This is a genomic window from Cupriavidus laharis, assembly GCF_914271435.1.
Taxonomy (GTDB): Bacteria; Pseudomonadota; Gammaproteobacteria; order Burkholderiales; family Burkholderiaceae; genus Cupriavidus; species Cupriavidus laharis.
Map to the genome: position 1 here is coordinate 315,572 of NZ_CAJZAI010000001.1, position 25,061 is coordinate 340,632.

The 25,061-nt window shown below is 65.8% G+C and carries 23 protein-coding genes and 1 pseudogene; 9 read left to right on the forward strand and 15 right to left on the reverse strand.

Annotation, left to right across the window (positions count from 1 at the left end; translation table 11 throughout):
• Positions 1-3: 3 nt before the first annotated feature.
• Positions 4-852 carry a sulfurtransferase gene (locus LDO29_RS01455; protein ID WP_224078017.1) on the reverse strand — a complete coding sequence of 283 codons (849 nt, stop codon included), beginning with the start codon at positions 850-852 and terminating at the stop codon, positions 4-6.
• Between the two features lie 183 nt (positions 853-1,035).
• On the opposite strand from LDO29_RS01455, the gene dnaE reads away from it, so the two are divergent.
• From dnaE to LDO29_RS01470, 3 genes are all read left to right on the forward strand, one after another.
• Entirely contained in the window at positions 1,036-4,554 is a 3,519-nt protein-coding gene (gene dnaE / locus LDO29_RS01460; RefSeq protein WP_224078018.1) for a DNA polymerase III subunit alpha, read from the forward strand.
• Positions 4,555-4,831: 277 nt separating this feature from the next.
• Positions 4,832-6,541 (forward strand): lipid A export permease/ATP-binding protein MsbA, encoded by a 1,710-nt coding sequence (msbA, locus tag LDO29_RS01465; protein ID WP_224078438.1) that lies wholly within the window; start codon positions 4,832-4,834, stop codon positions 6,539-6,541.
• Between the two features lie 78 nt (positions 6,542-6,619).
• A complete protein-coding gene (locus tag LDO29_RS01470; protein ID WP_224078019.1) occupies positions 6,620-7,210 on the forward strand; it encodes a peroxidase-related enzyme in 591 nt (196 codons plus the stop codon).
• 28 nt (positions 7,211-7,238) lie between these two features.
• Here LDO29_RS01470 and LDO29_RS01475 read toward each other — a convergent pair whose 3' ends face one another.
• Positions 7,239-7,751: a hypothetical protein gene (locus tag LDO29_RS01475; RefSeq protein ID WP_224078020.1), complete on the reverse strand. Its 513-nt coding sequence runs from the start codon at positions 7,749-7,751 to the stop codon at positions 7,239-7,241.
• Between the two features lie 373 nt (positions 7,752-8,124).
• Between LDO29_RS01475 and LDO29_RS01480 the strand changes: the two are divergent.
• Positions 8,125-8,577, forward strand: a pseudogene (locus LDO29_RS01480) (alanine racemase); the annotation flags it as partial.
• A gap of 126 nt (positions 8,578-8,703) precedes the next feature.
• Here LDO29_RS01480 and rng read toward each other — a convergent pair.
• From rng to LDO29_RS01520, 8 genes are all read right to left on the reverse strand, one after another.
• Entirely contained in the window at positions 8,704-10,164 is a 1,461-nt protein-coding gene (gene rng, locus LDO29_RS01485) for a ribonuclease G (protein ID WP_224078021.1), read from the reverse strand.
• A gap of 73 nt (positions 10,165-10,237) precedes the next feature.
• Entirely contained in the window at positions 10,238-10,840 is a 603-nt protein-coding gene (locus tag LDO29_RS01490; protein WP_224078022.1) for a Maf family protein, read from the reverse strand.
• A gap of 85 nt (positions 10,841-10,925) precedes the next feature.
• Entirely contained in the window at positions 10,926-11,405 is a 480-nt protein-coding gene (rlmH, locus tag LDO29_RS01495; RefSeq protein WP_224078023.1) for a 23S rRNA (pseudouridine(1915)-N(3))-methyltransferase RlmH, read from the reverse strand.
• 45 nt (positions 11,406-11,450) lie between these two features.
• A complete protein-coding gene (gene rsfS / locus LDO29_RS01500) occupies positions 11,451-12,146 on the reverse strand; it encodes a ribosome silencing factor (protein ID WP_224078024.1) in 696 nt (231 codons plus the stop codon).
• A gap of 41 nt (positions 12,147-12,187) precedes the next feature.
• A complete protein-coding gene (locus LDO29_RS01505; protein ID WP_224078025.1) occupies positions 12,188-12,910 on the reverse strand; it encodes a nicotinate-nucleotide adenylyltransferase in 723 nt (240 codons plus the stop codon).
• Between the two features lie 10 nt (positions 12,911-12,920).
• Positions 12,921-13,832, reverse strand: a complete 912-nt coding sequence (hemF, locus tag LDO29_RS01510) for an oxygen-dependent coproporphyrinogen oxidase (protein ID WP_224078026.1) — start codon at positions 13,830-13,832, stop codon at positions 12,921-12,923.
• A 177-nt stretch (positions 13,833-14,009) separates the two neighbouring features.
• Positions 14,010-15,278, reverse strand: coding sequence for a phosphoribosylamine--glycine ligase (purD, locus tag LDO29_RS01515; RefSeq protein ID WP_224078027.1), 1,269 nt, complete (start codon positions 15,276-15,278; stop codon positions 14,010-14,012).
• Between the two features lie 81 nt (positions 15,279-15,359).
• On the reverse strand, positions 15,360-16,085 hold the full coding sequence (locus tag LDO29_RS01520; protein WP_224078028.1) for a YebC/PmpR family DNA-binding transcriptional regulator: 726 nt from the start codon (positions 16,083-16,085) through the stop codon (positions 15,360-15,362).
• A 198-nt stretch (positions 16,086-16,283) separates the two neighbouring features.
• Here LDO29_RS01520 and LDO29_RS01525 point away from each other — a divergent pair, with 198 nt between their 5' ends.
• Positions 16,284-17,819: a helicase HerA-like C-terminal domain-containing protein gene (locus tag LDO29_RS01525; RefSeq protein WP_224078029.1), complete on the forward strand. Its 1,536-nt coding sequence runs from the start codon at positions 16,284-16,286 to the stop codon at positions 17,817-17,819.
• A gap of 7 nt (positions 17,820-17,826) precedes the next feature.
• On the opposite strand, the gene LDO29_RS01530 is transcribed toward LDO29_RS01525, so the two are convergent.
• Both LDO29_RS01530 and upp read right to left on the reverse strand, forming a co-directional pair.
• Positions 17,827-18,006, reverse strand: coding sequence for a DUF3149 domain-containing protein (locus tag LDO29_RS01530; RefSeq protein WP_224078030.1), 180 nt, complete (start codon positions 18,004-18,006; stop codon positions 17,827-17,829).
• 138 nt (positions 18,007-18,144) lie between these two features.
• Positions 18,145-18,795 (reverse strand): uracil phosphoribosyltransferase, encoded by a 651-nt coding sequence (gene upp / locus LDO29_RS01535; protein WP_224078031.1) that lies wholly within the window; start codon positions 18,793-18,795, stop codon positions 18,145-18,147.
• Positions 18,796-19,149: 354 nt separating this feature from the next.
• Here upp and LDO29_RS01540 point away from each other — a divergent pair, with 354 nt between their 5' ends.
• The 4 genes from LDO29_RS01540 (at position 19,150) to LDO29_RS01555 (ending at position 22,379) form a co-directional block, all read left to right on the forward strand.
• Positions 19,150-20,073, forward strand: a complete 924-nt coding sequence (locus tag LDO29_RS01540; protein WP_224078032.1) for a DMT family transporter — start codon at positions 19,150-19,152, stop codon at positions 20,071-20,073.
• 48 nt (positions 20,074-20,121) lie between these two features.
• Entirely contained in the window at positions 20,122-20,910 is a 789-nt protein-coding gene (locus LDO29_RS01545; protein WP_224078033.1) for an SDR family oxidoreductase, read from the forward strand.
• A gap of 67 nt (positions 20,911-20,977) precedes the next feature.
• On the forward strand, positions 20,978-21,367 hold the full coding sequence (locus LDO29_RS01550) for a methylglyoxal synthase (protein ID WP_224078034.1): 390 nt from the start codon (positions 20,978-20,980) through the stop codon (positions 21,365-21,367).
• A gap of 34 nt (positions 21,368-21,401) precedes the next feature.
• Entirely contained in the window at positions 21,402-22,379 is a 978-nt protein-coding gene (locus LDO29_RS01555) for a quinone oxidoreductase family protein (RefSeq protein WP_224078439.1), read from the forward strand.
• 71 nt (positions 22,380-22,450) lie between these two features.
• On the opposite strand, the gene LDO29_RS01560 is transcribed toward LDO29_RS01555, so the two are convergent.
• The 3 genes from LDO29_RS01560 to LDO29_RS01570 all read right to left on the reverse strand — a co-directional run bounded on the left by LDO29_RS01560 (position 22,451) and on the right by LDO29_RS01570 (position 25,046).
• Positions 22,451-22,744 (reverse strand): YkvA family protein, encoded by a 294-nt coding sequence (locus tag LDO29_RS01560; protein WP_224078035.1) that lies wholly within the window; start codon positions 22,742-22,744, stop codon positions 22,451-22,453.
• 180 nt (positions 22,745-22,924) lie between these two features.
• Positions 22,925-24,070: a BMP family ABC transporter substrate-binding protein gene (locus LDO29_RS01565; RefSeq protein ID WP_224078036.1), complete on the reverse strand. Its 1,146-nt coding sequence runs from the start codon at positions 24,068-24,070 to the stop codon at positions 22,925-22,927.
• Between the two features lie 55 nt (positions 24,071-24,125).
• Positions 24,126-25,046 carry an ABC transporter permease gene (locus LDO29_RS01570; RefSeq protein ID WP_224078037.1) on the reverse strand — a complete coding sequence of 307 codons (921 nt, stop codon included), beginning with the start codon at positions 25,044-25,046 and terminating at the stop codon, positions 24,126-24,128.
• Positions 25,047-25,061: the final 15 nt, after the last annotated feature.

Consider the following 25,061-nt stretch of genomic DNA (forward strand, 5'->3'; position numbering starts at 1 on the left):
CGGTCAGGCGGCAGCCTGGCCGCGCTGCCCGATGCAATGCGGGCAGCTCTTGCCGATGACGTAGTGCGGGCTCTGCTGCTCTTCCGGCGTTACCACGGCGCGGCAGGCAAAGCACTGCTTCGGGCCCGCCGGTTCCAGGGTCGGGTTGAGCGCGGTGCGGTAGTCGAAGACGAAGCAGTCACCGCGGTAGTGGCTGCCGCCGACTTCCTCGAAATACTTCAGGATGCCGCCTTCGAGCTGGTAGACATGGTCGATGCCGACTTCCTGCATGTGGATCGCGGCCTTCTCGCAGCGGATGCCGCCGGTGCAGAACGAAACCACTGTCTTGCCCTCGAAGTCCGCCTTGTGGGCTTCCACTGCGTCGGGGAACTCGCTGAACTTGGCGAGGTTGTATTCCACCACAGTGTCGAACGTCCCGACCGCCACTTCGAAATCGTTGCGCGTATCGAGCATCACCACCGGGCGGCCCTCGTCATCGTGGCCCTGGTCCAGCCAGCGCTTGAGGTCGACCGGCCGCACCGACGGCGCACGCCCTTCCTCGGGCCGGATCAGCGGGCGCTTCATCGTGATGATCTCCTTCTTGGCACGCACCAGCATGCGCTTGAAGGGCTGGTTGTCCGACAGGCTTTCCTTGGGCGAGATGTCGGCGAAGCGCGCGTCGGCATGCAGCCAGGCCATGAAGCTGTCGATGGCTTCACGCGACCCGGCGAGGAACATGTTGATGCCCTCCGGCGCGAGCAGGATGGTGCCCTTCAGGCCCGCGGCTTCGCAGCGCGAGCGCATTTCCTGCCGCAACGTCTCGATGTCGTTGAGCGAGACGAACTTGTAAGCGGAGATGTTGACGATCTGCATGGGAGGGCTGCGCTGCGGACGCGCGCAAATGCGCGCGATAACTGCCTGATTGGAAAGGCGAAATTATAGCGCGACGGCTCCGGGTCAGCAGGTATTTCCCAGTGCTGCCGTCAGCTATCGCCGGGCCCGCGCGCTGTTCGACGCGCGGGCCGCATGGCATGCCGAGCCGGTACAATGTCGCCCATGTCTGCCCCCCGTTTCGTACACCTTCGCGTCCATTCCGAGTATTCCGTCGTCGATGGCATCGTCCGCCTGGATGATGCCGTCAAGGCTGCGGCCAACGACGGCATGGGCGCGCTTGCTCTCACCGACCTCGCCAACGCCTTCGGCCTGATCCGCTTCTACAAGGAAGCGCGCGGCGGCGGCGTCAAGCCCGTAGTCGGCGCCGACGTCTGGCTCTCCAACGCCGACGATCGTGACAAGCCCGCACGGCTGCTACTGCTCGTGCAGGACCGCATTGGCTACCTGAACCTGTGCGCGCTGCTGTCCCGCGCGTGGCTGTCGAACCAGCACCGTGGCCGTGCCGAGATCGATCCCGGCTGGTTCGAAGAGCCCGGCGAGGAGGGCCAGCCGCTGGCGACAGGGCTGATCGCGTTGTCGGGCGCGATGGGCGGTGACGTCGGCATGGCGCTGGCCAACGGCAACGTCGACGCGGCCCGCCGCGCCGCCGCGCACTGGGCGGCTGTGTTTCCGCAGCGCTTCTATATCGAACTGCAGCGCGCCGGCCACCCCGGCACGGACGCCTATGTGCAGCAGGCCGTGCACCTGGCGGCCGAGATGAAGCTGCCCGTGGTGGCCACGCATCCGGTGCAGTTCATGACGCAGGACGACTTCACCGCGCACGAGGCGCGCGTCTGCATCGCCGAAGGCGAACTGCTGGCCAACCCGCGCCGCACGCGCCGTTTCACCACGGACCAGTATTTCAAGACGCAGGACGAGATGTGCGCGCTGTTTGCCGACATCCCGTCCGCGCTCGAGAACGCCGTCGAGATCGCAAAGCGCTGCAACCTGACGCTGGAGCTGGGCAAGCCGCGCCTGCCGCTGTTCCCCACGCCCGACGGCATGTCGCTCGACGACTACCTGATCTTCATGGCCAAGGATGGCCTGGAGAAGCGCCTGGCCGTGCTGTTCCCCGATGAGGCCGAGCGCGAGGCGAAGCGGCCCGAGTACTACGCCCGGCTGGAGTTCGAGACCGGCACCATCATCAAGATGGGCTTCCCGGGCTACTTCCTGATCGTGGCGGACTTTATCAACTGGGCCAAGAACAATGGCGTCCCGGTGGGTCCGGGCCGTGGTTCGGGTGCTGGCTCGCTGGTGGCCTATGCGTTGGGCATTACCGACCTGGATCCGCTCAAGTACGCGCTGCTGTTCGAGCGTTTCCTGAACCCGGAGCGGGTGTCCATGCCCGACTTCGACATCGACTTCTGCCAGCACGGCCGCGACCGCGTGATCACGTACGTGAAGGAAAAGTACGGCAAGGACGCGGTGTCGCAGATTGCCACGTTCGGCACCATGGCGGCCAAGGCCGCAGTGCGCGACGTGGGCCGCGTGCTTGACCTGGGCTACGGCTTCGTGGATGGCATTGCCAAGCTGATTCCGTTCAAGCCCGGCAAGCTCGTCACGATCGAAGAGGCCAAGAAGGAAGAGCCGCTGCTCACCGAGCGCGAGAACAACGAGGAAGAAGTGCGCCAGCTGCTGGAGCTGGCGCAGCGTGTCGAAGGCATGACCCGCAACGTGGGCATGCACGCCGGCGGCGTGCTGATCGCGCCGGGCCGCCTGACCGATTTCTGCCCGCTCTACACGCAGGGCGCACAGAACGACGGCATGAGCGGTGTCGTCAGCCAGTATGACAAGGACGACGTGGAAGCGGCCGGCCTGGTCAAGTTCGACTTTCTGGGCCTGACCACGCTGACCATCCTGGACTGGGCCGAACGCTATATCCGCCGGCTGGACCCGAGCAAGGCGGACTGGAACTGCAGCCAGATCCCACTGGATGACGGCCCGGCATTCGACATCCTGAAGACCGCCAACACGGTGGCCGTGTTCCAGCTGGAAAGCCGCGGCATGCAGGGCATGCTGAAGGACGCCAAGCCTGACCGTTTCGAGGACATCATCGCGCTGGTGGCGCTCTACCGCCCGGGCCCGATGGACCTGATTCCCAGCTTCTGCGCGCGCAAGCACGGCCGCGAGAAGGTGGAGTACCCGGATCCGCGCGTCGAGCCGGTGCTCAAGGAGACCTACGGCATCATGGTCTACCAGGAGCAGGTGATGCAGATGGCGCAGATTATCGGCGGCTACTCGCTGGGCGGCGCCGACCTGCTGCGCCGCGCCATGGGCAAGAAGAAGCCCGAGGAGATGGCGCAGCACCGCGTGATGTTCCGCGAAGGCGCCGACAAGAACGGGCTCTCCGCCGAGCAGGCCGACGACATCTTCGACCTGATGGAGAAGTTCGCAGGCTACGGCTTCAACAAGTCGCACGCGGCCGCATACGCGCTGCTGGCGTACTACACCGCCTGGCTCAAGGCGCACCATCCGGCCGAATTCATGGCAGCCAACATGTCGCTGGCCATGGACGACACCGACAAGGTCAAGATTCTTTACGAGGATTGCAAGCTCAACAAGATCGCGGTGCTGCCGCCGGACGTCAACGCCAGCGAATACCGCTTCGCGCCGACCGATGCGAAGACCATCCGCTACGGACTGGGCGGCATCAAGGGCTCGGGCCAGGGCGCGATCGAAGACATCCTGCGCGCGCGCGAGGAACGGCCGTTCACGGACCTGTTCGACTTCTGCGAGCGTGTCGATCGCCGCCAGGTGAACCGGCGCACCATCGAGGCGCTGATCCGCGCCGGCGCGTTTGATAGCCTCAACGACAACCGCGCGCAACTGCTGGCATCGGTATCGATCGCCATGGAGGCAGCCGAGCAGAAAGCCGAATCGGCCAACCAGGTCTCGCTGTTCGACCTGATGGGCGATGCCGGCGACGCCCATCGGCCCGAGTTGATCGATGAACCGCGCTGGACTCCGAAGCGCACGCTGCAGGAAGAAAAGCAGGCCCTTGGGTACTACTTCTCCGGACACCTGTTCGACGCGTGCCGCGACGAGGTGCGCCGCTTCGTGAAGGGCACGCTGGCCGGGCTCGAGAAGGAGGTGCAGGGCAATGGCGGCGGCTTTGGCCGCGACGTGCGCGGCAAGACCATCGCCGGCGTGATCGCAGGTGTGCGCACGCAGATGACGCAGCGCGGCAAGATGATCATCGTGCAGCTCGACGACGGCACCGGCGTGGTGGAGATGACCGTCTTCAACGAGGTCTTCGATGCTAACCGGCACTTGTTCCGTGAGGACGAGTTGCTGATCGCGACCGGCAATGCGCGGCACGATACGTTTACGGGTGGGGTGCGGTTCACGGCCGAGTCGGTGATGGACCTGCCGATGGCGCGCAGCGCCTATGCCAGCGCGCTCAGCATTGCGCTGGCGCCGGAAGACTCGACCATCGAGCGCCTGCGCACGGTACTCACGCAATACCGCGCCAAGCCGCGCGATGCCGGTCCGGCGGGCCTCGGCTTGCTGGTGCACTACCGCAATACCAGCGCCGCCTGCGATATCCACCTTGGCCAGAACTGGCGCGTGGAGCCGGACGAAGCCCTGCTCGGTGAATTGCGGCAGTGGCTCGGCAACGACGCGGTCGAACTGATGTATTGAGGTCCGGGCGTGGCGCACGAGGCTGTCGCCACGCTGCTTTGCGCGCCTTCCGCCACGTCTGCCATGCCGGGGAATGCGGTTACAATGGCTGCGTTTTTTGCGCTCGTTTGTGGCGTTTTCGCCATGCCGGACAGCGCGCTCCGGTGATCCTTCGGCGTTTCTCGTGCCACCCGTCCGACGGGTGCGCGTCGCATCTTTCAAATTAAGGGCGGTAGTGAGTAATCCAGCTAAGTCCGAACAATCGGCCGGACATGACGTAAAGGTAGGCAAGCGCCTGATGGGCTATCTGCGGCCCGAGTTGCGCGTTTTCATTGCCGCCGTTCTGGCCATGGCCGTGGTCGCGGCCAGCGAGGGCGTGATCCCGAAGGTCGTCAACGACCTGCTCGACAAGGGTTTTGGCGGCGAATACGCCGGCAAGCTGTGGCATGTCCCCGCCATCCTGACGGGCGTGGCGCTGATCCGCGGCGTGGCCCAGTTCGCGTCGGGCTACTTGCTGAGCCTGATCTCGAACCGCGTGCTGCTGAAGATGCGCATGCAGATGTTCGACCGCATGCTGCACGCGCCGGCCCAGTTCTATCACCGCAATACCGCGGCGTCGCTGATCAACGCGGTGATCTTCGAAGTGAACCAGGTGCTGTCGATCCTGACCAGCGTGTTCATCACGCTCGTGCGGGATTCGCTGACCGTGGTGGCGCTGCTGATCTATCTGTTTTATACGAACTGGCGCCTGACGCTGATCGTGGCCGTGATCCTGCCCGTGATCGGCTACCTGATGTCGAAGATCAACCGGCGCCTGCGCCGTCTCAACCGGGACCACCAGACACTGACCAACAGCGCTGCGTACGTGGTCGAGGAGGCCGCTGGCGGCTTCAAGGTCGTGAAGCTGCATGGCGGCGAGGCTTACGAGATGAGCCGGTTCCGCAATATGGCTGAGCGGCTGAAGAACTACTCGATGCGCATGGCTGTGGCCGGTGGCCTGAACCAGCCGGTGACGGCTTTCCTGGCCGCGCTGGCGCTGTCGGTGATCATTACCATCGCCATGATCCAGGCGCAGGGCAACCAGACCACGATCGGTGGCTTCACCGGTTTCGTGATGGCCATGCTGCTGCTGATCTCGCCGCTCAAGCACCTCACCGACATCAACCAGCCGCTCACGCGCGGCCTGACCGCGGCTGAGATGATTTTCCGGCTGATCGATGAACCGGTGGAGCCGCAGGACGGCGGTGTCCGCATCGAACGTGCCAAGGGCGACCTGGTGTTCGAGCGCGTCGGCTTCCGCTACGGCGAAGGCATGCGGCCGGCGCTGGAGGGCATCGATATCCGCGTACCTGCCGGCGAGGTGGTGGCGCTGGTCGGTCCTTCGGGCAGCGGCAAGACCACGCTGGTCAACCTGGTGCCGCGCTTCTTCGACCCGACCGACGGCCGCATCCTGCTGGACGGCCATGCCATCGGCGACATCGCACTGCGCGAGCTGCGCAACCAGATCGCCTTCGTCAGCCAGGATGTCGTGCTCTTCAACGACACGGTTGCCGCCAATGTGGCATACGGGGCACGATCCGAAGACGAGATCGACATGGCGCGCGTCGAGCGGGCCCTGAAGGCCGCCTACCTGACCGATGTGGTGAAAAACCTGCCCGAAGGCGTCAACACCAACATTGGCGACAACGGCATGAAGCTCTCCGGCGGCCAGCGCCAGCGCCTGGCCATTGCCCGTGCGATCTACAAGGATGCGCCGATCCTGATCCTGGACGAAGCCACGTCGGCACTCGATTCGGAATCCGAACGCCAGGTGCAGGCCGCGCTCGAAGCACTGATGGTCGGCCGCACGACGCTGGTGATCGCGCACCGCCTGTCGACTATCGAGAATGCCGACCGCATCGTCGTGCTGGACCATGGCCGCGTGGCGGAGCAGGGAAGCCATGACGAACTGCTGGCCGCCAACGGCCTGTACGCCGGGCTGCACCGCATCCAGTTCGCTACACACTGATCCTGGCCGGGGCTGCCGGCTTGCGGGTTGCGCCTTCGCTACAATGGGGCGACAACAACGACCGTGAGAGAGACAGCCATGACCAGCCCGGCCCTTCCCATCAGCCGTTACCCGGTACCCGAACTGAAAGCGCTGCCCGAGGACATCCGGCGGCGCATCCTCGAAGTCCAGGAAAAGGCCGGTTTCGTCCCCAACGTCTTCCTGACGCTGGCCCACCGGCCTGACGAATTCCGCGCCTTCTTCGCCTACCACGACGCCCTGATGCTCAAGGACGGCGGCCTGACCAAGGGCGAGCGCGAGATGATCGTGGTCGCCACATCAGCGGCCAACCAGTGCCTGTACTGCGTGGTGGCGCACGGCGCCATCCTGCGCATCTACGAGAAAAAGCCGCTGGTGGCCGACCAGGTCGCGGTGAACTACCTGAAGGCCGATATCCCGCCACGCCAGCGCGCCATGCTCGATTTCGCGCTGAAGGTCTGCAAGGCCTCGCATGAGATCGGCGATGCCGATTTTGCTGCACTGCGCGAGCACGGCTTCAGCGATGAAGATGCATGGGATATCGCCGCCATCACCGCGTTCTTCGGCTTGTCGAACCGCATGGCCAACACGATCAGCATGCGCCCGAACGACGAGTTCTTCCTGATGGGGCGCGTGCCCAAGGGCAAGTAAGCCCATCCTTATGCCCCGGGGCGCGTGCTCAGCGGACCTCGGCGCAATCCCCGTTCCTCGGGTTGAACAGCACCGGCCAGGCCTGCTCATAGATGCCCGGCGTGCAGCGCTGCTGGCAATTGGCATGCGCGAGCGTGACGCGCCGCGGGTCCTGCCAGATCAGCAGCTTGCACTGGGTGCCGTCGGTGGCTTCCAGCACGATGTGCGGTGTCTTCTGGACTTGCTTGAAATCCGCCAGGTCGAACTGGCAACTGCCGCGCTTGGATACCCACAGCTTCCATTTCAGGGTCTTCACGTCGTTCGAGACCACACGCATCACCGCATCTTCGCGGAAGCCGTCATCCTCGGTCCTGCGGCAGGTGCCGGCCAGGCTGATGTCGTGCGCCGCGATCGGCGTGGCACGGGGCTTTTCAGGGGCGGGCGTTGCGGCGGTTGGTGCCGATGGAAGTGGTGGGGGTGCCCGACGGGCGATCGGCAACTGCTCGCAGGCAGTGCACAAGAGTATGGCCAGGAAGCATGGGGCCAGGGGCGCGGCTTTCATGCGGGTACCTCACTACGGAACGCCTGCGGCATGCGGGCTGCCGCTCCGCGTTTGCGGATCGGATGGCGTTAACTGAGTTATAGCGGATCGCTGCGAACGCGCATGTCCACTACGGGCGCCCGCGCATAGGTAGAAACACCAGACCGTTGCGTCATGCAGATGTGCCGGCCGGAACAGCTCGTTGAGCGCTGCCGCTTATGTCCGGGCTTGGGGGCTGTTGCTGAAAAATACAGGAATTTCAGCAACAAAGCCTGCCACAGGGTCGATACGATAGTTGCTGCTCTCGGATGAGAGTGGATCGCCAGCCATTCCTCTGGCGGCCAGGCTGCAGCGCGCTTCTCCGCTTTTTTTTTGGGGCAATACCGACAATGACATGCCACGCCCCATCTCCATGACCATCCACCGGGCCGCGCTCGCCACCAACCTGGCCATTGCACGGCGTCTCGCGTCGGCGGACGGTTTCGCGCTGCTGGATCTGCATGAGGCCGCTCAGTTGCGGGATCTCGGCTGGACCGGGCCCATCCTGCTGCTCGAAGGCTTTTTCGACGAAAGCGATATTGCGCTGCTCGCATCGCTGCGCCTGACCACGGCGGTGCATGGCGAGGAGCAGTTGCGCATGCTCGAGGTCGCGTCGCACGGTGGCCGGTTGCCGCCGCAGTCGCTCGATGTTTGCCTGAAGCTGAACTCCGGCATGAACCGGCTCGGCTTCAGTCTCGACGAATATGGTGCCGCGTGGCGGCGCTTGAGCGACATCGCCGCGGTGCGGTCGGTGACCCACATGAGCCATTTCTCGGACGCGGATACGCAGAAAGGCGTCGCTGAACAGGCGGCTACGAGCTGATGTGCGCGGTGGCACCGCGCGTCCCGGTTGTCGTGGCTGATTGAAGGAACGCGATCTGGCGCGTTCTTTCCTGAGATGCGGCCGGTCTTGCCTGGCGGCCGCGGATGAGAACTACATCAGGATGATGTCGTACTGTTCCTGGTGGAACGTCGATTCCACCTGCAGCGAGATCGGCTTGCCGATGAAGTCGCCCAGCATCGCCAGGTGCTGGCTTTCTTCTTCCAGGAACAGGTCGATGACTTCCTGCGACGCGAGGATGCGGAACTCGCGCGGGTTGAACTGGCGCGATTCGCGCATGATCTCGCGCAGGATGTCGTAGCACACCGTGCGCGGCGTCTTGACCTGGCCCTTGCCCTGGCACACCGGGCATTGCTCGCACAGCACGTGCGCGAGCGATTCGCGCGTGCGCTTGCGCGTCATCTCGACCAGCCCCAACTGCGAGAAGTTGTTGACGGTAATGCGCGTGCGGTCGCGCGACAGCGCGCGCTTGAGTTCCGACAACACCGCTTCGCGGTGCTCGACATTCTCCATGTCGATGAAGTCGATGATGATGATCCCGCCCAGGTTGCGCAGGCGCAGTTGGCGCGCGATGGTGTGCGCTGCCTCCAGGTTGGTCTTGAAGATCGTGTCGTCGAAGTTGCGCGCGCCGACGTAGCCGCCGGTATTGACGTCGATCGTCGTCATCGCCTCGGTCTGGTCGATCATCAGATAGCCGCCAGACTTCAGGTCGACACGCCGCGATAGTGCCTTCTCGATCTCGGCGTCGATATTGAACAGGTCGAAGATCGGCCGCTCGCCGGTGTAGTGCGACAGGCGCGGCAGCACCGCCGGCGTGTATTCCTGCGCGAACTCCACGAGGCGCTGATAGTTCTCGCGCGAGTCGATCTGGATCACGCCGGTGGCGTCGTTGATGAAGTCGCGCAGCACACGCTGGGCCAGGTCCAGGTCCTGGTAGAGCAGGCTCGGCGCCGGCTGCGTGGTGGCGTTCTGGCGGATCGCGGCCCAGATCTTGCGCAGGTAGGCGATGTCGTTGCCGAGCTCTTCGTCGCTGGCTTCCTCGGCAATGGTGCGCACGATGAAGCCGCCGCGCTCGTCGGCCGGCACCAGGCCCTGCACGCGGCTGCGCAGCGCTTCGCGGTCGACTTCGCCTTCGATGCGTTGCGAAATACCGATATGGGGATCCTGCGGCAGATAGACGAGCGTGCGCCCGGCAATGCTGACCTGCGTGGACAGGCGCGCGCCCTTGGTGCCGATCGGGTCCTTGATGACCTGCACCATCAGCGCCTGGCCTTCGAACAGGGTCTTCTCGATGGCGAGCTGGGTGCCGTTCTTGTCAGGATCGCGCGGATGCCAGATATCGGCCACGTGCAGGAAGGCGGCGCGTTCCAGGCCAATGTCGATGAAGGCCGACTGCATGCCCGGCAGCACGCGCACGACCTTGCCCAGGTAGATGTTCCCGACCAGTCCGCGCGTCAGGGTGCGCTCGACATGCAGTTCCTGGACGGCGGCCTGCTGCACGATGGCAACGCGCGTCTCTTGTGGCGTGATGTTGACGAGGATGTCTTCAGTCATGGCGGATGAAACGCGTTGCCGGTGTACCGGCGATGTATTGTCTGCCCGCGCTGGCGGGCTTAGGAGGTGCCGTTCAGAACCGCAGGCGGGCCTGCCTGAGTAACGCTGCCGTCTCAAACAGGGGCAGTCCCATGATACCTGAATAGCTGCCTTCGATCCGCTCGACGAACTCGGCGGCGCGTCCCTGGATGCCGTAGGCGCCGGCTTTGCCAAGCGGCTCGCCGCTGGCGACGTAGCGTTCGATCTCGGGCGCGGTCATCGCGCGGAATGTGACGCGGGAGATCGACAGTGCGTGATGCATGCCCAGCGTCGAGACCACGGTGACGGCCGTCAGCACGCGGTGCGTCGTGCCGGACAGCGCAGCCAGCATGGCCGCGGCGTCGGCGCCGTCGGCCGGCTTGCCGAGGATGTCGCCGCCGAGGCAGACGGTGGTGTCGGAGGTGAGCACGGGCGCGTCGGGCAGCGCACGCCGCTCGCGGCGACGCAGCGCGGCTTCGGCCTTGAGGGCGCAGACGCGCTGGACGTAGTCGTCGGGCGTCTCGCCGGGCTGCACCAGTTCCAGTGCCTCCGCATCTTCTTCGTCGTCGGCGAGCAGCAGTTCATAGCGCACGCCAAGCTGCATCAGCAGTTCACGGCGGCGCGGGCTCTGGGAGGCGAGATAGAGGTAATCGTGCATCACGGCGGGCGGGGAGCGGAGATATTCGGGAGCAGGGAAGCCGGAAGCGGCTGCCCAAGGCCCGCATTGTACTGCCGGCGCCGGCTCAGGCCCGGTGATAGGGATGGTTCTGCGTGACCGACCAGGCGCGGTAGAGCTGTTCGGCCAGCAGCACCCGCACCATGCCGTGGGGCAGGGTGAGGCTGGACAGGCGCAGCAGCGTCTGCGCCTTGGCCTTCAGCGCCGGATCAAGGCCGTCGGCCCCGCCGATCAGGAAGGCCACATCGCCGCCTTCGCGCTGCCAGTCGGTAAGCTGGCCGGCGAGCTGCACCGTGGTGAAATCACGCCCGCGCTCGTCCAGCGCCACGATGCGGCATTGCCTCGACAGCGAAGCCAGCACCGCGTCAATGCGCGCGGCTTCGCGCTGCATCACCGTGGCGGCGTTGTTGGAGGAGGAGCGGGCTTCGGGCTTGACCTCGCGCAGTTCGATGCGCAGCTCCGGCGGCATGCGCTTGGCATACTCGTTGAAGCCGGTTTCGATCCAGCCAGGCATCTTGTGGCCGACCGCCACGATGACCAGTTGCATGGGGTGCGTTACCGCGCCGCGGGAGCCGCGCGTGCGAAGTCAGACTCAGGCCGAGCGCGTGGTGCGCTTGCGGGCAGCCGGCTTGGCGGCACCGGTCTTGGCCGCGGCAGTACGCGTGGCGGTCTTGCGCGCCGGGGTGCCGGCAGCCGTCTTGCGCGGCGCAGCGGCGCGCGTGGCGCTGGTTTTTGTTGCCGCAGTCTTGCGGGCCGGTTTGCGGATGGTGGCGATGGCGTCCGGATCGGTGTCCTCGTGGCCCATCGGCGGCGAGGGTTCCTTCATGCCTTCGGGCAGGCGGGCCAGGGCCGGGCGCAGGTTGCTGGCGCGGCGCGTGCGCGGCGCCGGTGCTTCGTCCTCGTCGTCATCCATTGGCTCGCTGGCCTTGGCCAGGCCCTTGGCGGCGGCCAGCTTCATGCGCACCGGCTTGTCGCCCCAGATCTCTTCAAGGTTGTAGTACAGGCGCAGTTGCGGCTGCAGGATGTGCACCACCGCGTCGCCGCAGTCGACCAGCACCCATTCACCGGTTTCCAGGCCTTCCACCGCAACGATATGGCCGCCGGCTTCCTTCACCGTGTCACGCACCGACGCCGCCAGCGCCTTGGTCTGGCGATTGGATGTCCCGCTGGCAATCACCACCCGGTCGAACAGCTCGGTCAGGTGGGTGGTGTCGTACACCTTGATGTCCTGCGCTTTGACATCCTCGAGGCCGTCGACGATGGCGCGTTGCAGTTTGCGAATATCCATGGTGCGTTCTTGTTCAGCTGAAATCGTTGGGGGCGGCCAGTTCAGGCCTGGCCTGAGGCGGGGCGGTATAGCCCCTGGCTCGCAATGTAGTGTGCCACGCCGGCTGGCAGTTGGTCACCCGCCGGTGGAAGGCCGGATGCCAGGCGCTGGCGCAGGCCGGTGGAAGACAGGTCGACAGAGAGGGTCTGGTCAATCCACATCCGGCCGGAGGGCGTGCATTGTATCAGGTGCGTGTCGGCCTGGCGCGCGGCCAGTGCTTCGCGCACCGGGCCTTCGAGTTCCGACAAGTCGAAGCCGGGGCGCGTGGCCGTGCACAAGTGGACATGCGCGAACAATTCCTGCCAGCCGTGCCACGTGTGCAGGCGCAGGAGCTGGTCTGCGCCCATCAGCCAGCACAGCGAGGCTTCGGGGCCGTATTCGGCACGCAGCTGGCGCACGGTGTCGATGGTGTAGCTCGGGCCGGCGCGGTCCACCTCCATGCGGCTTACGCGGATCTTTGTCCCGGTGCCGGTCAGTGCGGCGGCCGCGAGCTCCGTCATGGCGAACCGGTCCTCGGCAGGGGTCACGTCGGCGCCCTTCTGCCAGGACTGGCCGGTCGGAATCCATACCAGTTCGTCGAGCCCCAGATGGTCGATGCACAAGCTGGCCAGCGCGAGATGGCCAATATGGGGCGGGTCGAAAGTGCCGCCGAGGATACCCAGGCGATAGGGGCGGGCGTCTTTGCCGGCTGCGGCCGGCACGGCGTCTTGATCGGGATGTGCCATAAGGTTGCCGTCAGGCCCAGTCGCGCGCCGGCAGGAAGTCGGTGTACAGCGCGCTTTCCGCGCTGCCCGCTTCCGGCTGCCAGTCGTAGCGCCATGTCACCTGCGGCGGCATCGACATCAGGATCGATTCGGCGCGGCCGCCGGACTGCAGTCCGAACAGCGTGCCGCGGTCGAAAACCAGGTTGAACTCAACGTAGCGGCCGCGGCGGTATGCCTGGAAGTCGCGTTCGCGCTCGCCGTAGGGCGTGTCCTTGCGGCGCTCCAGGATCGGCAGGTAGGCGTCCAGGAAAGCGTCGCCCACGCTACGCATCATCTCGAAGCTGCGGTGGAAGCCCAGCGCCGAGAAGTCGTCAAAGAAGATGCCGCCAATGCCACGCGCCTCGCCACGGTGCTTGAGGAAGAAGTACTCGTCGCACCACTGCTTGAAGCGCGGATACAACTCGTGGCCGAACGGCGCCAGCGACTGCTTGCAGGTGCGGTGGAAATGCACGCAGTCGTCGGCGTTGCCGTAGTACGGCGTCAGGTCCATGCCGCCGCCGAACCACCAGACCGGATCGGCATCGGGCTTGATGGCAATGAAGCAGCGCACGTTCATGTGCACCGTGGGTACGTACGGGTTGCGCGGATGGAAGACCAGCGACACACCCATCGCCTCGAAGCTGCGCCCGGCCAGTTCGGGCCGGTTGGCGCTGGCCGACGGGGGCAGGGTGTCGCCGGTGACGTGCGAAAAGCCCACGCCGGCGCGCTCCATCACGGCGCCGCCTTCCAGGATGCGGGTGCGGCCGCTGCCGCACAGGCGCTCGGTGGGCGGCTTTTCCCAGGCGTCGGTCAGGAACGGCTGTCCGTCGATGGCGGCGACGGCGTCGGTGATGCGGTCTTGCAGACCGAGCAGATAGGCACGGACTGCCTGGGAATCGATCATGGCGTGTAGGGGCGCAGGCCCCGGATGCAAGGGCGGCCGGGCTGGCGGTTGGCCGGCCCGGCCGTCATGGGAGTGTCACGATTGTAACGGCTGGCGCGCCACTTGCCCGCGCGCGCCGTCCGAACGTGACGGGCCGCCAGGGGCCGGTCCGGCCCGGTGGCGGCGCCAGTTCGGCTGTCAGCGCTTGATGGCGCGGTAGCCGATGTCGGTGCGGTACTGCATGCCATCGAAGTGGATCTGCTCCACGGCGGCGTAGGCAGCGCGTTGTGCCGCCTTGACGGTATCGGCCAGGCCCACCACGCACAGCACGCGTCCGCCCGTGGTCAGCAGCGTGCCGTCCTTGAGCGTGGTGCCGGCGTGGAAGGTCACGCTGTCGTCGGTTTCGGCCGGGATGCCGGTGATGGCATCGCCCTTGCGCGGCGCGTCAGGGTAGCCATAGGCCGCCATCACGACGCCCAGCGCGGTGCGGCGGTCCCAGTCCAGCTCGACCTGGTCAAGCTTGCCCGACACGGCGGCCTCCATCACGTCGACCAGGTCGGTCTTCAGGCGCGCCATGATCGGCTGGGTTTCCGGGTCGCCCATGCGGCAGTTGAATTCCAGCGTCTTCGGATTGCCATCCTTGTCGATCATCAGGCCGGCGTACAGGAAGCCCGTGTACGGAATGCCGTCCTTCTCCATGCCGCGCACGGTCGGCAGGATGATTTCGCGCAGCGCGCGCGCATGCAGCGCAGGCGTGACCACCGGCGCGGGCGAGTAGGCACCCATGCCGCCGGTGTTCGGGCCGGCGTCGCCGTCCAGCAGGCGCTTGTGATCCTGGCTGGTGGCCAGTGCCAGCACGTTCTTGCCGTCCACGAGCACGATGAAGCTGGCTTCCTCGCCGTCCAGGAACTCCTCGACCACCACGCGCGCGCCGGCGTCGCCGAGCTTGTTGTCGGCCAGCATCATGTCGACGGCAGCGTGCGCTTCTTCCAGGCTCATGGCGACGACGACGCCCTTGCCGGCGGCCAGGCCGTCAGCCTTGATCACGATCGGCGCGCCCTGCGCATCGATGTAGGCGTGGGCCTGGGCGGCATCGGAAAAAGTCTGGTAGGCCGCTGTCGGAATGCCGTGGCGGTGCATGAAAGCCTTGGCGAAATCCTTGGACGACTCAAGCTGCGCGGCGGCCTTGGTCGGCCCGAAGATGCGCAGGCCCTTGGCACGGAACACGTCCACGATGCCGGCGGCCAGCGGCGCCTCGGGGCCGACCACGGTGAAGGCCACGCCTTCGCGCTCGGCAAAGGCGGCCAGCACTTCCGGATCCGTCAGAGGAACATTCTGCAGGCGCTTGTCGAGCGCGGTGCCGCCGTTGCCCGGTGCCACATACACCACCTGCATCTTGGGGGATTGGGCCAATTTCCAGGCCAGCGCGTGTTCACGTCCACCCGAGCCGACAACCAATACTTTCATGATCCACTGCCAGAAAAGAAACGCATGCAAAAAGGCGGCAGCTCTTCATGCGCTGCCGCCCGGGGGGCAAATCAAGTCTACTTACTCTTCGATGACCGCGTTGGTGAAGACTTCCTGCACGTCATCGAGGTTTTCGAGGGCGTCCAGCAGTTTCTGCATCTTCGCCGCGTCGTCGCCCGTAAATTCGACTTCGTTCTGCGGCTTCATCACCACGTCGGCCACTTCGGCCTTGAAGCCGGCGGCTTCCAGTGCCGCCTTGACCGCGGAAAAGTCGTTCGGCGGGCAGGTGACTTCGATCGAGCCGTCGTCGTTGGTGACGACGTCGTCGGCACCGGCTTCCAGCGCGGCGTCCATCAGCTTGTCTTCCGGCGTGCCAGGGGCGAACAGGAACTGGCCGCAATGGGTGAACATGAATGCCACCGAGCCTTCGGTGCCCATGTTGCCGCCGTGCTTGGAAAACGCGTGGCGCACTTCGGCCACGGTGCGCACACGGTTGTCGGTCAGGCAGTCGACAATGATCGCGGCGCCGCTCAGGCCGTAGCCTTCGTAGCGGATTTCTTCATAGTTCACGCCTTCCAGGCCACCCACGCCGCGCTGGATCGCGCGCTGGATGTTGTCCTTGGGCATGTTGGCGTCCATCGCCTTGTCCATGGACAGGCGCAGGCGCGGGTTGGAGTCGGCATCGCCGCCGCCGAGCTTGGCGGCCACGGTGATTTCCTTGATCAGGCGGGTCCAGATCTTGCCTCGCTTGGCGTCAGCGGCGGCTTTCTTGTGTTTGATATTGGCCCATTTCGAGTGACCGGCCATGATTCTCTCCGAAGCGGAAAACGTGAAGTTGTGCGGGAAGGCTGCAGCTTGCGCGCGCCGGGGTACACGGGGTACGAACGGGCGCGCCGGGTGACGGATAGGCCCGGCTGCTGGCTATAATCAGCCCATGATTTTATCACGCGGCCCTGCCGGCGCCGCGCCTGTGGCTACCCGCCACGCTTCCCGATCCGAGACACCATGGCTGAACCTATCCTGATCGCCAAGAACGCCGAGCACGAGCTGGCCCTGTTGCCGCAAATGGGCAACCGCCACGGACTGATCACCGGCGCCACCGGCACTGGCAAGACCGTGACGCTGCAGACGCTGGCGCAGGGCTTCTCCCGGCTCGGCGTACCTGTCTTCATGGCTGACGTAAAAGGTGACCTGACCGGCATTTCCCAGCCAGGGCAGCCCACCGACAAGCTCAAGGCGCGCCTGGCCGACCTGAACTTGCCCGAGCCGGCCTGGGGCGGCTGCCCGACCACGCTCTGGGACGTATTCGGCCAGAAAGGCCACCCGGTGCGGGCTACCGTCTCGCACATGGGCCCGCTGCTGCTGTCGCGCATGCTGGAGCTGAACGACACCCAGCAGGGCGTGCTCAACCTCGTGTTCCGCATTGCCGATGCCAACGGCCTGCTGCTGCTGGATGCCAAGGACCTGCGTGCGATGCTCCAGTACGTGGGCGACAACGCCGCGCAGTTCACCACCGAGTACGGCAACATCTCCGCAGCCTCGATCGGTGCCATCCAGCGCGGTCTGGTCGCGCTGGAGTCGCAGGGTGCGGACGTGTTTTTCGGCGAGCCTATGCTCAACCTGGAAGACTTCATCCAGACCGAGAAGGGCCTGGGCGTGGTCAATATCCTGGCAGCCGACAAGCTGATGAATTCGCCCAAGCTCTACGCGACCTTCCTGCTGTGGCTGCTGTCCGAGCTGTTCGAGAAGCTGCCCGAAGCGGGCGACCTCGACAAGCCCAAGCTGGTCTTCTTCTTCGACGAGGCGCACCTGCTGTTCAACGACGCGCCCAAGGCGCTGCTCGACAAGATCGAGCAGGTGGTGCGGCTGATCCGCTCCAAGGGCGTCGGCGTGTACTTCGTCACGCAAAATCCGGTCGATATTCCGGACACGGTATTGGGACAACTTGGCAACCGCGTGCAGCATGCGTTGCGGGCGTTCACGCCGCGCGACCAGAAGGCGGTCAAGGTAGCCGCCACCACGATGCGCGCCAACCCGAAGCTCGACCTGGAAAAAGTCATCGGCGAACTGGGTGTGGGCGAGGCGCTGGTGTCGCTGCTCGATGCCAAGGGCACGCCGGGCGTGACCGAACGCGCGTGGGTGCTGGCGCCGGGCAGCCGCATCGGCCCGATCACCGACGATGAGCGCAAGCAGCTCGTTGCGACGTCGCTGGTGGCGGGCACGTACGAGAAGACAATCGACCGTGAATCGGCCTACGAGAAGCTGCGCGGCAGCGTGGCGCCGGCGGGGAACGGTGGCGGTAACGGCGGTGCCACGGCGCAGAAGCCGGCGGGCGATGCACCGGCCGAAGCGGGCGGCTGGCTGGGCACCGCCGGCGAGATCTTCGGTACGCTGACCAAGGGCACTGGCAAGAGCGGACGCGGCGACTCCATTCTCGAATCCATGGCCAAGTCGGCGGCGCGGACGGTGGGTTCGCAGGTGGGGCGAGAGCTGATTCGCGGCGTGCTGGGCAGCCTGCTGGGCGGCGGCAAGAAGAAGTAAAAGCTCCTCAGTGCGAGCGAGCCGCCGATGGCCGGTTTTCAGCGGCGGCCTTTGCTGCTGCCGCATCCTCGCGCATCTTGCGGCTGAACATTCGCGCGAAGAACCATGCCATGCCGATAATGAAGGCGATCACTCCGAGACTCATCAGCCCGGTGCCGGTCGTGAACAGGATCTTGAAGGCTTCCATGCGGTTCTCCCTGTGAGATGGCGACGTGTTGCACGCATTCGCTGTGCGATGTCGAGTGTAGGGAGCCGCGCCTGATGCGCTATTGAGTAGGATCAAGCCCACGCCACCAGCATGGGCTTGTCCGATGCCGCCGGGAACTCAGTTCTTGGTGCCGAACAGGCGGTCGCCCGCGTCGCCGAGGCCCGGCACGATGTACGCGTGGTCGTCCAGGTGGCTGTCGAGCGACGCCACGTATAGCTTCACGTTCGGATGCGCCTTGTGGAATACCTCGACGCCCTCGGGCGCCGCCACCAGTGCGACGAAGGTAATGGCCTCGTCCTTCACGCCGCGGCGCTTTAGCACATCCACGGCATGCGCGGCCGAGTAGCCGGTGGCCACCATCGGATCGCACAGGATGAAGCTGCGGTCTTCCACGTCGGGCAGGCGCACCAGGTATTCCACCGGGCGGTGCTGCTCGTCCCGGTACACGCCGATATGCCCGATGCGGGCCGACGGGATCAGTTCCACCAGACCGTCGCTCATGCCCACGCCGGCGCGCAGCACCGGCACGATGGTCAGCTTCTTGCCGGCGATCACCGGCGCGTCCAGCGGCACCAGCGGCGTTTCGATATGCCGCGTGGTGAGCGGCAGGTTGCGTGTGATCTCGTAGCCCATCAGCAGCGTGATCTCGCGCAGCAGTTCGCGGAAGGTGCGCGTGGACGTGTCCCGGTCACGCATATGCGAGAGCTTGTGCTGGATCAGCGGGTGGTCGAGGATGTACAGGCTGGGGAAACGCGGATCTTGTTTCATGGCGGCGGCGAAGGCTCGGCGGGAGAGGGGTGAAGCGGGCGGCCCGGGTCTTGTGGACCAGGGCGCCGCGCCGTTGTAGCGGGATTGTAATGGAAGCGGGCCGCCGCGCGGCCGCGGCCAACCTGCCCGGCGCGTGCCGATGAAGGCGGCGTTGAGTGCCTGCACCACGGGCGCGGGCAGGTTGGCCGGGCCATAGACGCCAAACCACGGTTCGGGCATACCCGGCGGTAGGCCGATGCCAATGCTTCTTTTCGCATACAATCGTCTGGTCGTCTTTGCCGACCCGGCCGGTCACGGTTGCGGCGGCAGCCTCTCCCCCCGTTCCCTGTGCCAGTTTCACCAAAATCCCTTGCCATGCCCGCCGCGCTGCCGTCGCAGCAGCGTTCGGGCCTGGCTATCGCGGCCATTGGCGCCGTGCTGTTTTCCGCCAAGGCCATCGTCGCCAAACTGATGTACCGCTACAGCGTCGATGCCGTCATGGTGATCACGCTGCGCATGCTGTTCGCCGTGCCGCTGTTCATGGCGATCGGCTGGTGGCAGTCGCGGCGCCTGCCGGCGCTGTCGTGGGCCGACCGCGCCCGCGTGGTATTCCTCGGCTTCATCGGCTATTACCTGTCGAGCTTCATGGATTTCCTGGGCCTGCAATACATCACGGCCGGGCTGGAGCGGCTGATCCTGTTCCTGACGCCGTCGTTCGTGCTGCTGGCGACGGCGCTGCTGTTTCGCCGCCCGATTGCCGCGCGCCAGTGGATATCGTTGCTGCTGGCCTATGCGGGCATCGTGCTGGTGTTCGCCCATGATCTCGATGTGAGCGGGTCACAGGTCTGGCTCGGCGGAGCGCTGGTGCTGGGCAGTGCCTTGACGTATGGTATCTACCTGATCCTGAGCGGCGAACTGGTGCAGCGCATCGGCTCGCTGCGACTGGTGGCCTATGCGATGTGCGTGTCCACGGCCTGCTGCGTGCTGCAGTACCTGGCGCTGGGGCGCCCCGTGGCCGAACTCGCGCAGCCGGCGCCGGTGATGTGGCTGTCACTCGTCAACGCGGTGTTCTGCACGGTGCTGCCCGTATCGATGACGATGGTGGCCGTGGCCCGCATCGGCGCGCCGATGGCCTCGCAGGCCGGCATGGTCGGTCCGGTATCGACGCTGTTCCTGGCCTTCTGGCTGCTCGACGAGCCGGTCAGCGGCGTGCAGCTCGCGGGCAGCGCGCTGGTATTGGGCGGGATGTACCTGCTGTCGGCACGCAAGCGTGAGGCCGCGGGGCAACGGCAAACCTGACAAGCGACACAAGCGACACAAGCCAACAAGCAACAAGGAGAACGAGAAATGGATCTGGGACTGCGTGGCAAGCATGCACTGGTGTGCGGCGCGAGCAAGGGCCTGGGCTTTGCCTGTGCGGACGCGCTGGCGGCGGAAGGCGTTGACGTGGTGATCGTGGCGCGTGGTGCCGAGGCACTGGAAAAGGCCGCGGCCGGCCTGCGCGCGCGCCATGGCCGCCGTGTGGTCGCCGTGGCCACCGACATCACGAAGCCCGAAGGCCGCAAGGCAGCGCTGGACGCCGTGGCCAGGCTCGGCGACCTGGATATCCTGGTCAACAACGCGGGCGGCCCGCCCCCGGGCAACTTCCGCGACTGGGACCGCGACACGTGGCTGGCCGCCCTGGACGCCAACATGCTCACCCCGATCGAACTGATCAAGGCCACCGTCGACGGCATGATCGCGCGCAAGTGGGGCCGCATCATCAACATCACGAGCGGCGCGGTGAAGGCGCCGATCGATGTATTGGGCCTGTCCAACGGCGCGCGCTCGGGCCTGACCGGCTTCATCGCCGGGCTGGCGCGCGAAGTGGCGCAGCACGGCGTGACCGTCAACAACCTGTTGCCGGGGCCGTTCAACACGGACCGCCTGTACAAGACCATGGAAGGCGCTGCCCAGAAAACCAACCTGACCGTGGACGAAGTGGCGCAACGCCGTGCGGCGCAGAACCCTTCGCGCCGCTTCGGCGACCCGGCCGAGTTTGGCGCCACCTGCGCGTTCCTGTGCAGCCGCCAGGCTGCGTACATCACGGCGCAGAACATCCTGCTCGACGGCGGCGCCTATCCGGGCACGTTCTGAACCCGGCGCGGCCCCGGTACCGGCCGCACCATTTCCCTGCAGTCGCTTACCGCAACAAGGACCCTTGATGACCCGCCCACGTATCGCCCTGATTGCACACGACCACAAGAAAGACGACATCGTTGCCTTTGCCTCGCGACACCGCGAATTCCTTTCGCAGTGCGAGCTGCTCGCGACCGGTACCACCGGCGGCCGGCTGATCGATGAAGTCGGGCTGGACGTGACACGGATGCTGTCGGGGCCGTGGGGCGGTGACCTGCAGATCGGCGCGCAACTGGCGGAAGGACGCGTGCGCGCCGTGATCTTCCTGCGCGACCCGATGACGCCGCAGCCGCACGAACCCGATATCAATGCACTGGTGCGCGCGTGCGACGTGCATAACGTGCCGTGCGCGACCAATGTCGCCACGGCTGACCTGCTGATTGCGGAGCTGTGCCGGGTGGAAGCGCAGTCCTGAACGAACCACTTCTCGAGTGACAGAAGACATGCCAGTGACCAAAGCCATCCGGATCGAACAGACCGGCGGACCGGAAGTGATGCAGTGGGTGGATGTGGAAGTGGGCGAGCCCGGCCCGGGCGAGATCCGCGTTCGCCATGAAGCGGTGGGCCTGAACTATATCGATGTCTATTTCCGCACGGGCCTCTACAAGCAGCCGCTGCCCGGCGGGCTGGGCATGGAAGGCGCGGGCGTGGTCGAGGCGGTAGGCGAGGGCGTGACCCACCTGCATGCGGGTGACCGCGTGGCCTACGCGGGCCGCCCGACCGGCGCCTATGCGCAGGTACGCGTGATGCCGGCCGATATCGTGGTGCGCCTGCCCGAGTCGATTTCCTTCGAGCAGGGCGCGGCCATGATGCTGCAGGGCCTGACCGTGCAATACCTGATCCGTGACAGCTACCGCGTGCAGGCCGGCGACACCGTGCTGCTGCATGCCGCCGCCGGCGGCGTCGGGCTGATTGCCTGCCAGTGGCTGAAGGCGCTTGGCGTCACGGTGATCGGCACGGTCGGCAGCGACGAGAAGGCGGAACTGGCGCGCGCGCATGGCTGCACGCATACCGTCGTCTATACGCGCGAATCGTTCGTGGACCGGGTCAAGGAAATCACCGGCTGCAAGGGCGTGCCGGCCGTGTACGACTCGATCGGCGCGGACACCTTCCGTGGTTCGCTCGACTGCCTGGCGCCGCGCGGCACCATGGTGAGCTTTGGCAATGCTTCGGGGCCGGTGCCGCCGTTCGATATCTCGGTACTTGGCAACAAGGGTTCACTGCGGCTCACTCGGCCTACGCTGATGACCTATGTGGTTCATCGCGAATTGCTGGAGCCCATGGTGGCGGACCTGTTCGATGTGGTCGGCAGCGGCAAGGTGAAGATCGATGTGCGGCAGCGGTATGCGTTGGCGGATGTTGCGCAGGCGCATCGGGATCTGGAGTCGCGCAAGACGACGGGGTCGACCATCCTGCTGCCGTACTGAGCGGCCGTGGTTGCCGATGGAAAAAGCCCCCGGGGCGGCAGGCCGCCCCGGGGGCTTTTCTCTTGCAGCGCTCAGCGCGGCCTGACCGTGGTGGCGGTCGCGCGCGCCTCGGCCTGCCGCAGGATATGCGGCGGCAGGCGCTTGAGGATCAGGTGGACCGCAAGCGGAATCAGCACAACGTCATCGACGATGCCGAGCCCGGCAACGAAGTCAGGAATCAGGTCGATCGGGGAGATGGCATAGAGCAGCAGCCCGAAGGCGGCGGGCTTCAGCCACGGCGGTGCGTCCGGGTGACGCAGCGCGTACCAGAACAGGCGGCCGTCGCGGCGCACCAAGGTCCACAGGGCCGAAAAACGCTTCCACATGAGAGGCCTCCTTCACATTGCGGGCGCCAGCCAGCGGCGCATGCAAAGATAGCTTGGGCCGATTCGGGCAGCTTCAAGTTCCGGAGTCAGGCAGGGCAGGGGAAAGAGACGACAGGGGCGCCCCGGCCAAGCCGGGGCGGGCAGGCATGCCAGGACGGCATGCCTGACGAGGCTGCCGAATCAGCCCGGGATCTTGCCTTCCACGCCTTCGACGTAGAACTTGATGCCGTGCAGGAAGTTGTCGTCAGGCACCTGATCCTTGGCGACCTGCTCCTTGCCGGTGTTGTCCTTGATCGGACCCTTCCAGATCGGGGCGGAACCGTCGACGATGCCCTTCTTGCGTTCCGCGACCAGCGCCTTCACGTCGTCAGGCACGATCGTGTTGTAGTCCTTCAGGTCGATCATGGCTTCCTTCAGTCCCCACCACGTGGTGTCGCTCTTCCAGCGGTTGTTCAGCACGTCGTCCACCACCTTGTTGTAGTAGACGCCCCACTGGATTTCCGACGCCGCCAGGTGGGCCTTTTCGCCGAACTTGCTCATGTTGCTGTCCCAGCCGAAGGCGTACACGCCCTTTTCCTGCGCGGTCTGCACCACGGCGGCGGAGTCGGTGTTCTGCATCAGCATGTCCACGCCCTGGCCGATCAGCGTAGTGGCGGCTTCACGCTCCTTGCCCGGGTCGAACCACTTGTTCACCCAGACCACCTTCACGGTTGCGTTCGGGTTGACACTGCGCGCGCCGAGCGTGAACGAGTCGATGTTGCGGATCACTTCGGGGATGGGCACCGACCCCACCACGCCCATCTTGCCTGACTTGCTCATCTTGCCGGCGACCACGCCTGCCAGATAGGCGCCCTCATAGGTGCGCACGTCGTACTGACCCAAATTCTCGGCGGTCTTGAAGCCGGTGGCGTGCTCGAACTTCACGTCCGGGAATTCCTTGGCGACCTTCAGCATCGACTCCATGTAGCCGAAGGTGGTGCCGAAGATCAGCTTGTTGCCCTGGCTGGCCAGGTCGCGGAACACGCGCTCGGCGTCAGCGGCGGATTCGGGCACGTTCTCGACAAAGGTGGTCTTGACCTTGTCGCCGAACTTTTCTTCCACGGCCTTGCGGCCGGCGTCGTGCGCATACGTCCAGCCCGCATCGCCCACCGGGCCGATGTAGACGAAGGCGACCTTGAGCGGTTCGGCCTTCTGTTCCGCGGCGGGCGCGGCAGCCGGGGCGGCCGTCTCGGCCGGCTTCTCGGCTTCCTTCTTGCCGCAGCCGGCCAGGGCCAGCAGGGCGGTGGCGGCCAGCGCCGCCAGGGTCTTCCTGCGCGTGACGATCATGATTTCTCCTTGGGATGAATTGTGTTTGTGATCGAAGGCTCGTTGGGAAATACGGTCAGGCATTGCCCGGACGGAACGGCTTGCCCAGCGACGCGGGCATGTTCAGCCGGATCCAGGCCGGGTTGCGCGAGATCAGCGCCAGCACGACGATAGTGGCCGCGTACGGCAGCATCGACAGGAACTGCGACGGCACCGAGACGCCGATGCCCTGCAGGTAGAACTGCAGGATGGTCACGCCGCCGAACAGCCACGCGCCGACCAGCACGCGGCCCGGGCGCCAGGTGGCGAACGTGGTCAGCGCCAGCGCGATCCAGCCGCGGCCGGCCACCAGGTTCTCGACCCACATCGGCGTGTACACCAGCGACAGGTAGGCGCCGGCCAGGCCGCAGCAGGCGCCGCCGAACAGCAGCGCGCCGAAGCGGATGGTGCGCACCGGATAGCCCAGCGCATGCGCGGATTCCGGCGATTCGCCGATGGCGCGCAGCGTCAGCCCGGCGCGCGTGCGGAACAGGAACCACATGATGGCGAAGCACAGCAGCAGGCTGAAGTACACCATCCAGTGGTGCTGGAAGAACGCCGGGCCGATGAAGGGAATGTCGGCCAGGCCCGGGATCGACCTGGCCTGCGCCGGCATGGCATGGCCGACGAAGCGCTGGCCCATGAAGGCCGACAGGCCGGTGCCGAAGATCGACAGCGCCAGGCCGGTGGCGACCTGGTTGGTGGCCAATACCAGCGCCAGCCATGAGAACAGCGTGGCCATCAGCATGCCGGCCACCGCGCCGGCGAGAAAGCCGAGCAGCGGCTGCTGGGTCTGGTAGCCGACCATGAAGCCGGCCACGGCGGCGACCAGCATCATGCCTTCGGCGCCGAGGTTGAGCACGCCGGAGCGTTCATTGATGAGCAGGCCCAGCGCGGCCAGCAGCAGCGGCGTGCCGGCGTTGATCGCCGTGGCGATGAGTGGAGCGAGTTGTTCCATGTTTTGCTGTGGCTC

Bases quoted from the DNA above. Each gene is read 5' to 3' on its own strand.
- purD (WP_224078027.1), bottom strand. From the start codon at position 15,278: ATGAAAGTATTGGTTGTCGGCTCGGGTGGACGTGAACACGCGCTGGCC.
- LDO29_RS01530 (WP_224078030.1), bottom strand. From the start codon at position 18,006: ATGGAAGCCTTCAAGATCCTGTTCACGACCGGCACCGGGCTGATGAGT.
- upp (WP_224078031.1), bottom strand. From the start codon at position 18,795: ATGAAACAAGATCCGCGTTTCCCCAGCCTGTACATCCTCGACCACCCG.
- LDO29_RS01505 (WP_224078025.1), bottom strand. From the start codon at position 12,910: ATGGCACATCCCGATCAAGACGCCGTGCCGGCCGCAGCCGGCAAAGAC.
- LDO29_RS01565 (WP_224078036.1), bottom strand. From the start codon at position 24,070: ATGATCGTCACGCGCAGGAAGACCCTGGCGGCGCTGGCCGCCACCGCC.
- LDO29_RS01525 (WP_224078029.1), top strand. From the start codon at position 16,284: ATGGCTGAACCTATCCTGATCGCCAAGAACGCCGAGCACGAGCTGGCC.
- dnaE (WP_224078018.1), top strand. From the start codon at position 1,036: ATGTCTGCCCCCCGTTTCGTACACCTTCGCGTCCATTCCGAGTATTCC.
- LDO29_RS01550 (WP_224078034.1), top strand. From the start codon at position 20,978: ATGACCCGCCCACGTATCGCCCTGATTGCACACGACCACAAGAAAGAC.
- LDO29_RS01455 (WP_224078017.1), bottom strand. From the start codon at position 852: ATGCAGATCGTCAACATCTCCGCTTACAAGTTCGTCTCGCTCAACGAC.
- LDO29_RS01490 (WP_224078022.1), bottom strand. From the start codon at position 10,840: ATGCACGATTACCTCTATCTCGCCTCCCAGAGCCCGCGCCGCCGTGAA.
- rlmH (WP_224078023.1), bottom strand. From the start codon at position 11,405: ATGCAACTGGTCATCGTGGCGGTCGGCCACAAGATGCCTGGCTGGATC.
- LDO29_RS01470 (WP_224078019.1), top strand. From the start codon at position 6,620: ATGACCAGCCCGGCCCTTCCCATCAGCCGTTACCCGGTACCCGAACTG.
- rng (WP_224078021.1), bottom strand. From the start codon at position 10,164: ATGACTGAAGACATCCTCGTCAACATCACGCCACAAGAGACGCGCGTT.
- LDO29_RS01520 (WP_224078028.1), bottom strand. From the start codon at position 16,085: ATGGCCGGTCACTCGAAATGGGCCAATATCAAACACAAGAAAGCCGCC.
- LDO29_RS01560 (WP_224078035.1), bottom strand. From the start codon at position 22,744: ATGTGGAAGCGTTTTTCGGCCCTGTGGACCTTGGTGCGCCGCGACGGC.
- msbA (WP_224078438.1), top strand. From the start codon at position 4,832: ATGGGCTATCTGCGGCCCGAGTTGCGCGTTTTCATTGCCGCCGTTCTG.
- hemF (WP_224078026.1), bottom strand. From the start codon at position 13,832: ATGATCGATTCCCAGGCAGTCCGTGCCTATCTGCTCGGTCTGCAAGAC.
- LDO29_RS01545 (WP_224078033.1), top strand. From the start codon at position 20,122: ATGGATCTGGGACTGCGTGGCAAGCATGCACTGGTGTGCGGCGCGAGC.
- LDO29_RS01570 (WP_224078037.1), bottom strand. From the start codon at position 25,046: ATGGAACAACTCGCTCCACTCATCGCCACGGCGATCAACGCCGGCACG.
- LDO29_RS01475 (WP_224078020.1), bottom strand. From the start codon at position 7,751: ATGAAAGCCGCGCCCCTGGCCCCATGCTTCCTGGCCATACTCTTGTGC.
- rsfS (WP_224078024.1), bottom strand. From the start codon at position 12,146: ATGGATATTCGCAAACTGCAACGCGCCATCGTCGACGGCCTCGAGGAT.
- LDO29_RS01540 (WP_224078032.1), top strand. From the start codon at position 19,150: ATGCCCGCCGCGCTGCCGTCGCAGCAGCGTTCGGGCCTGGCTATCGCG.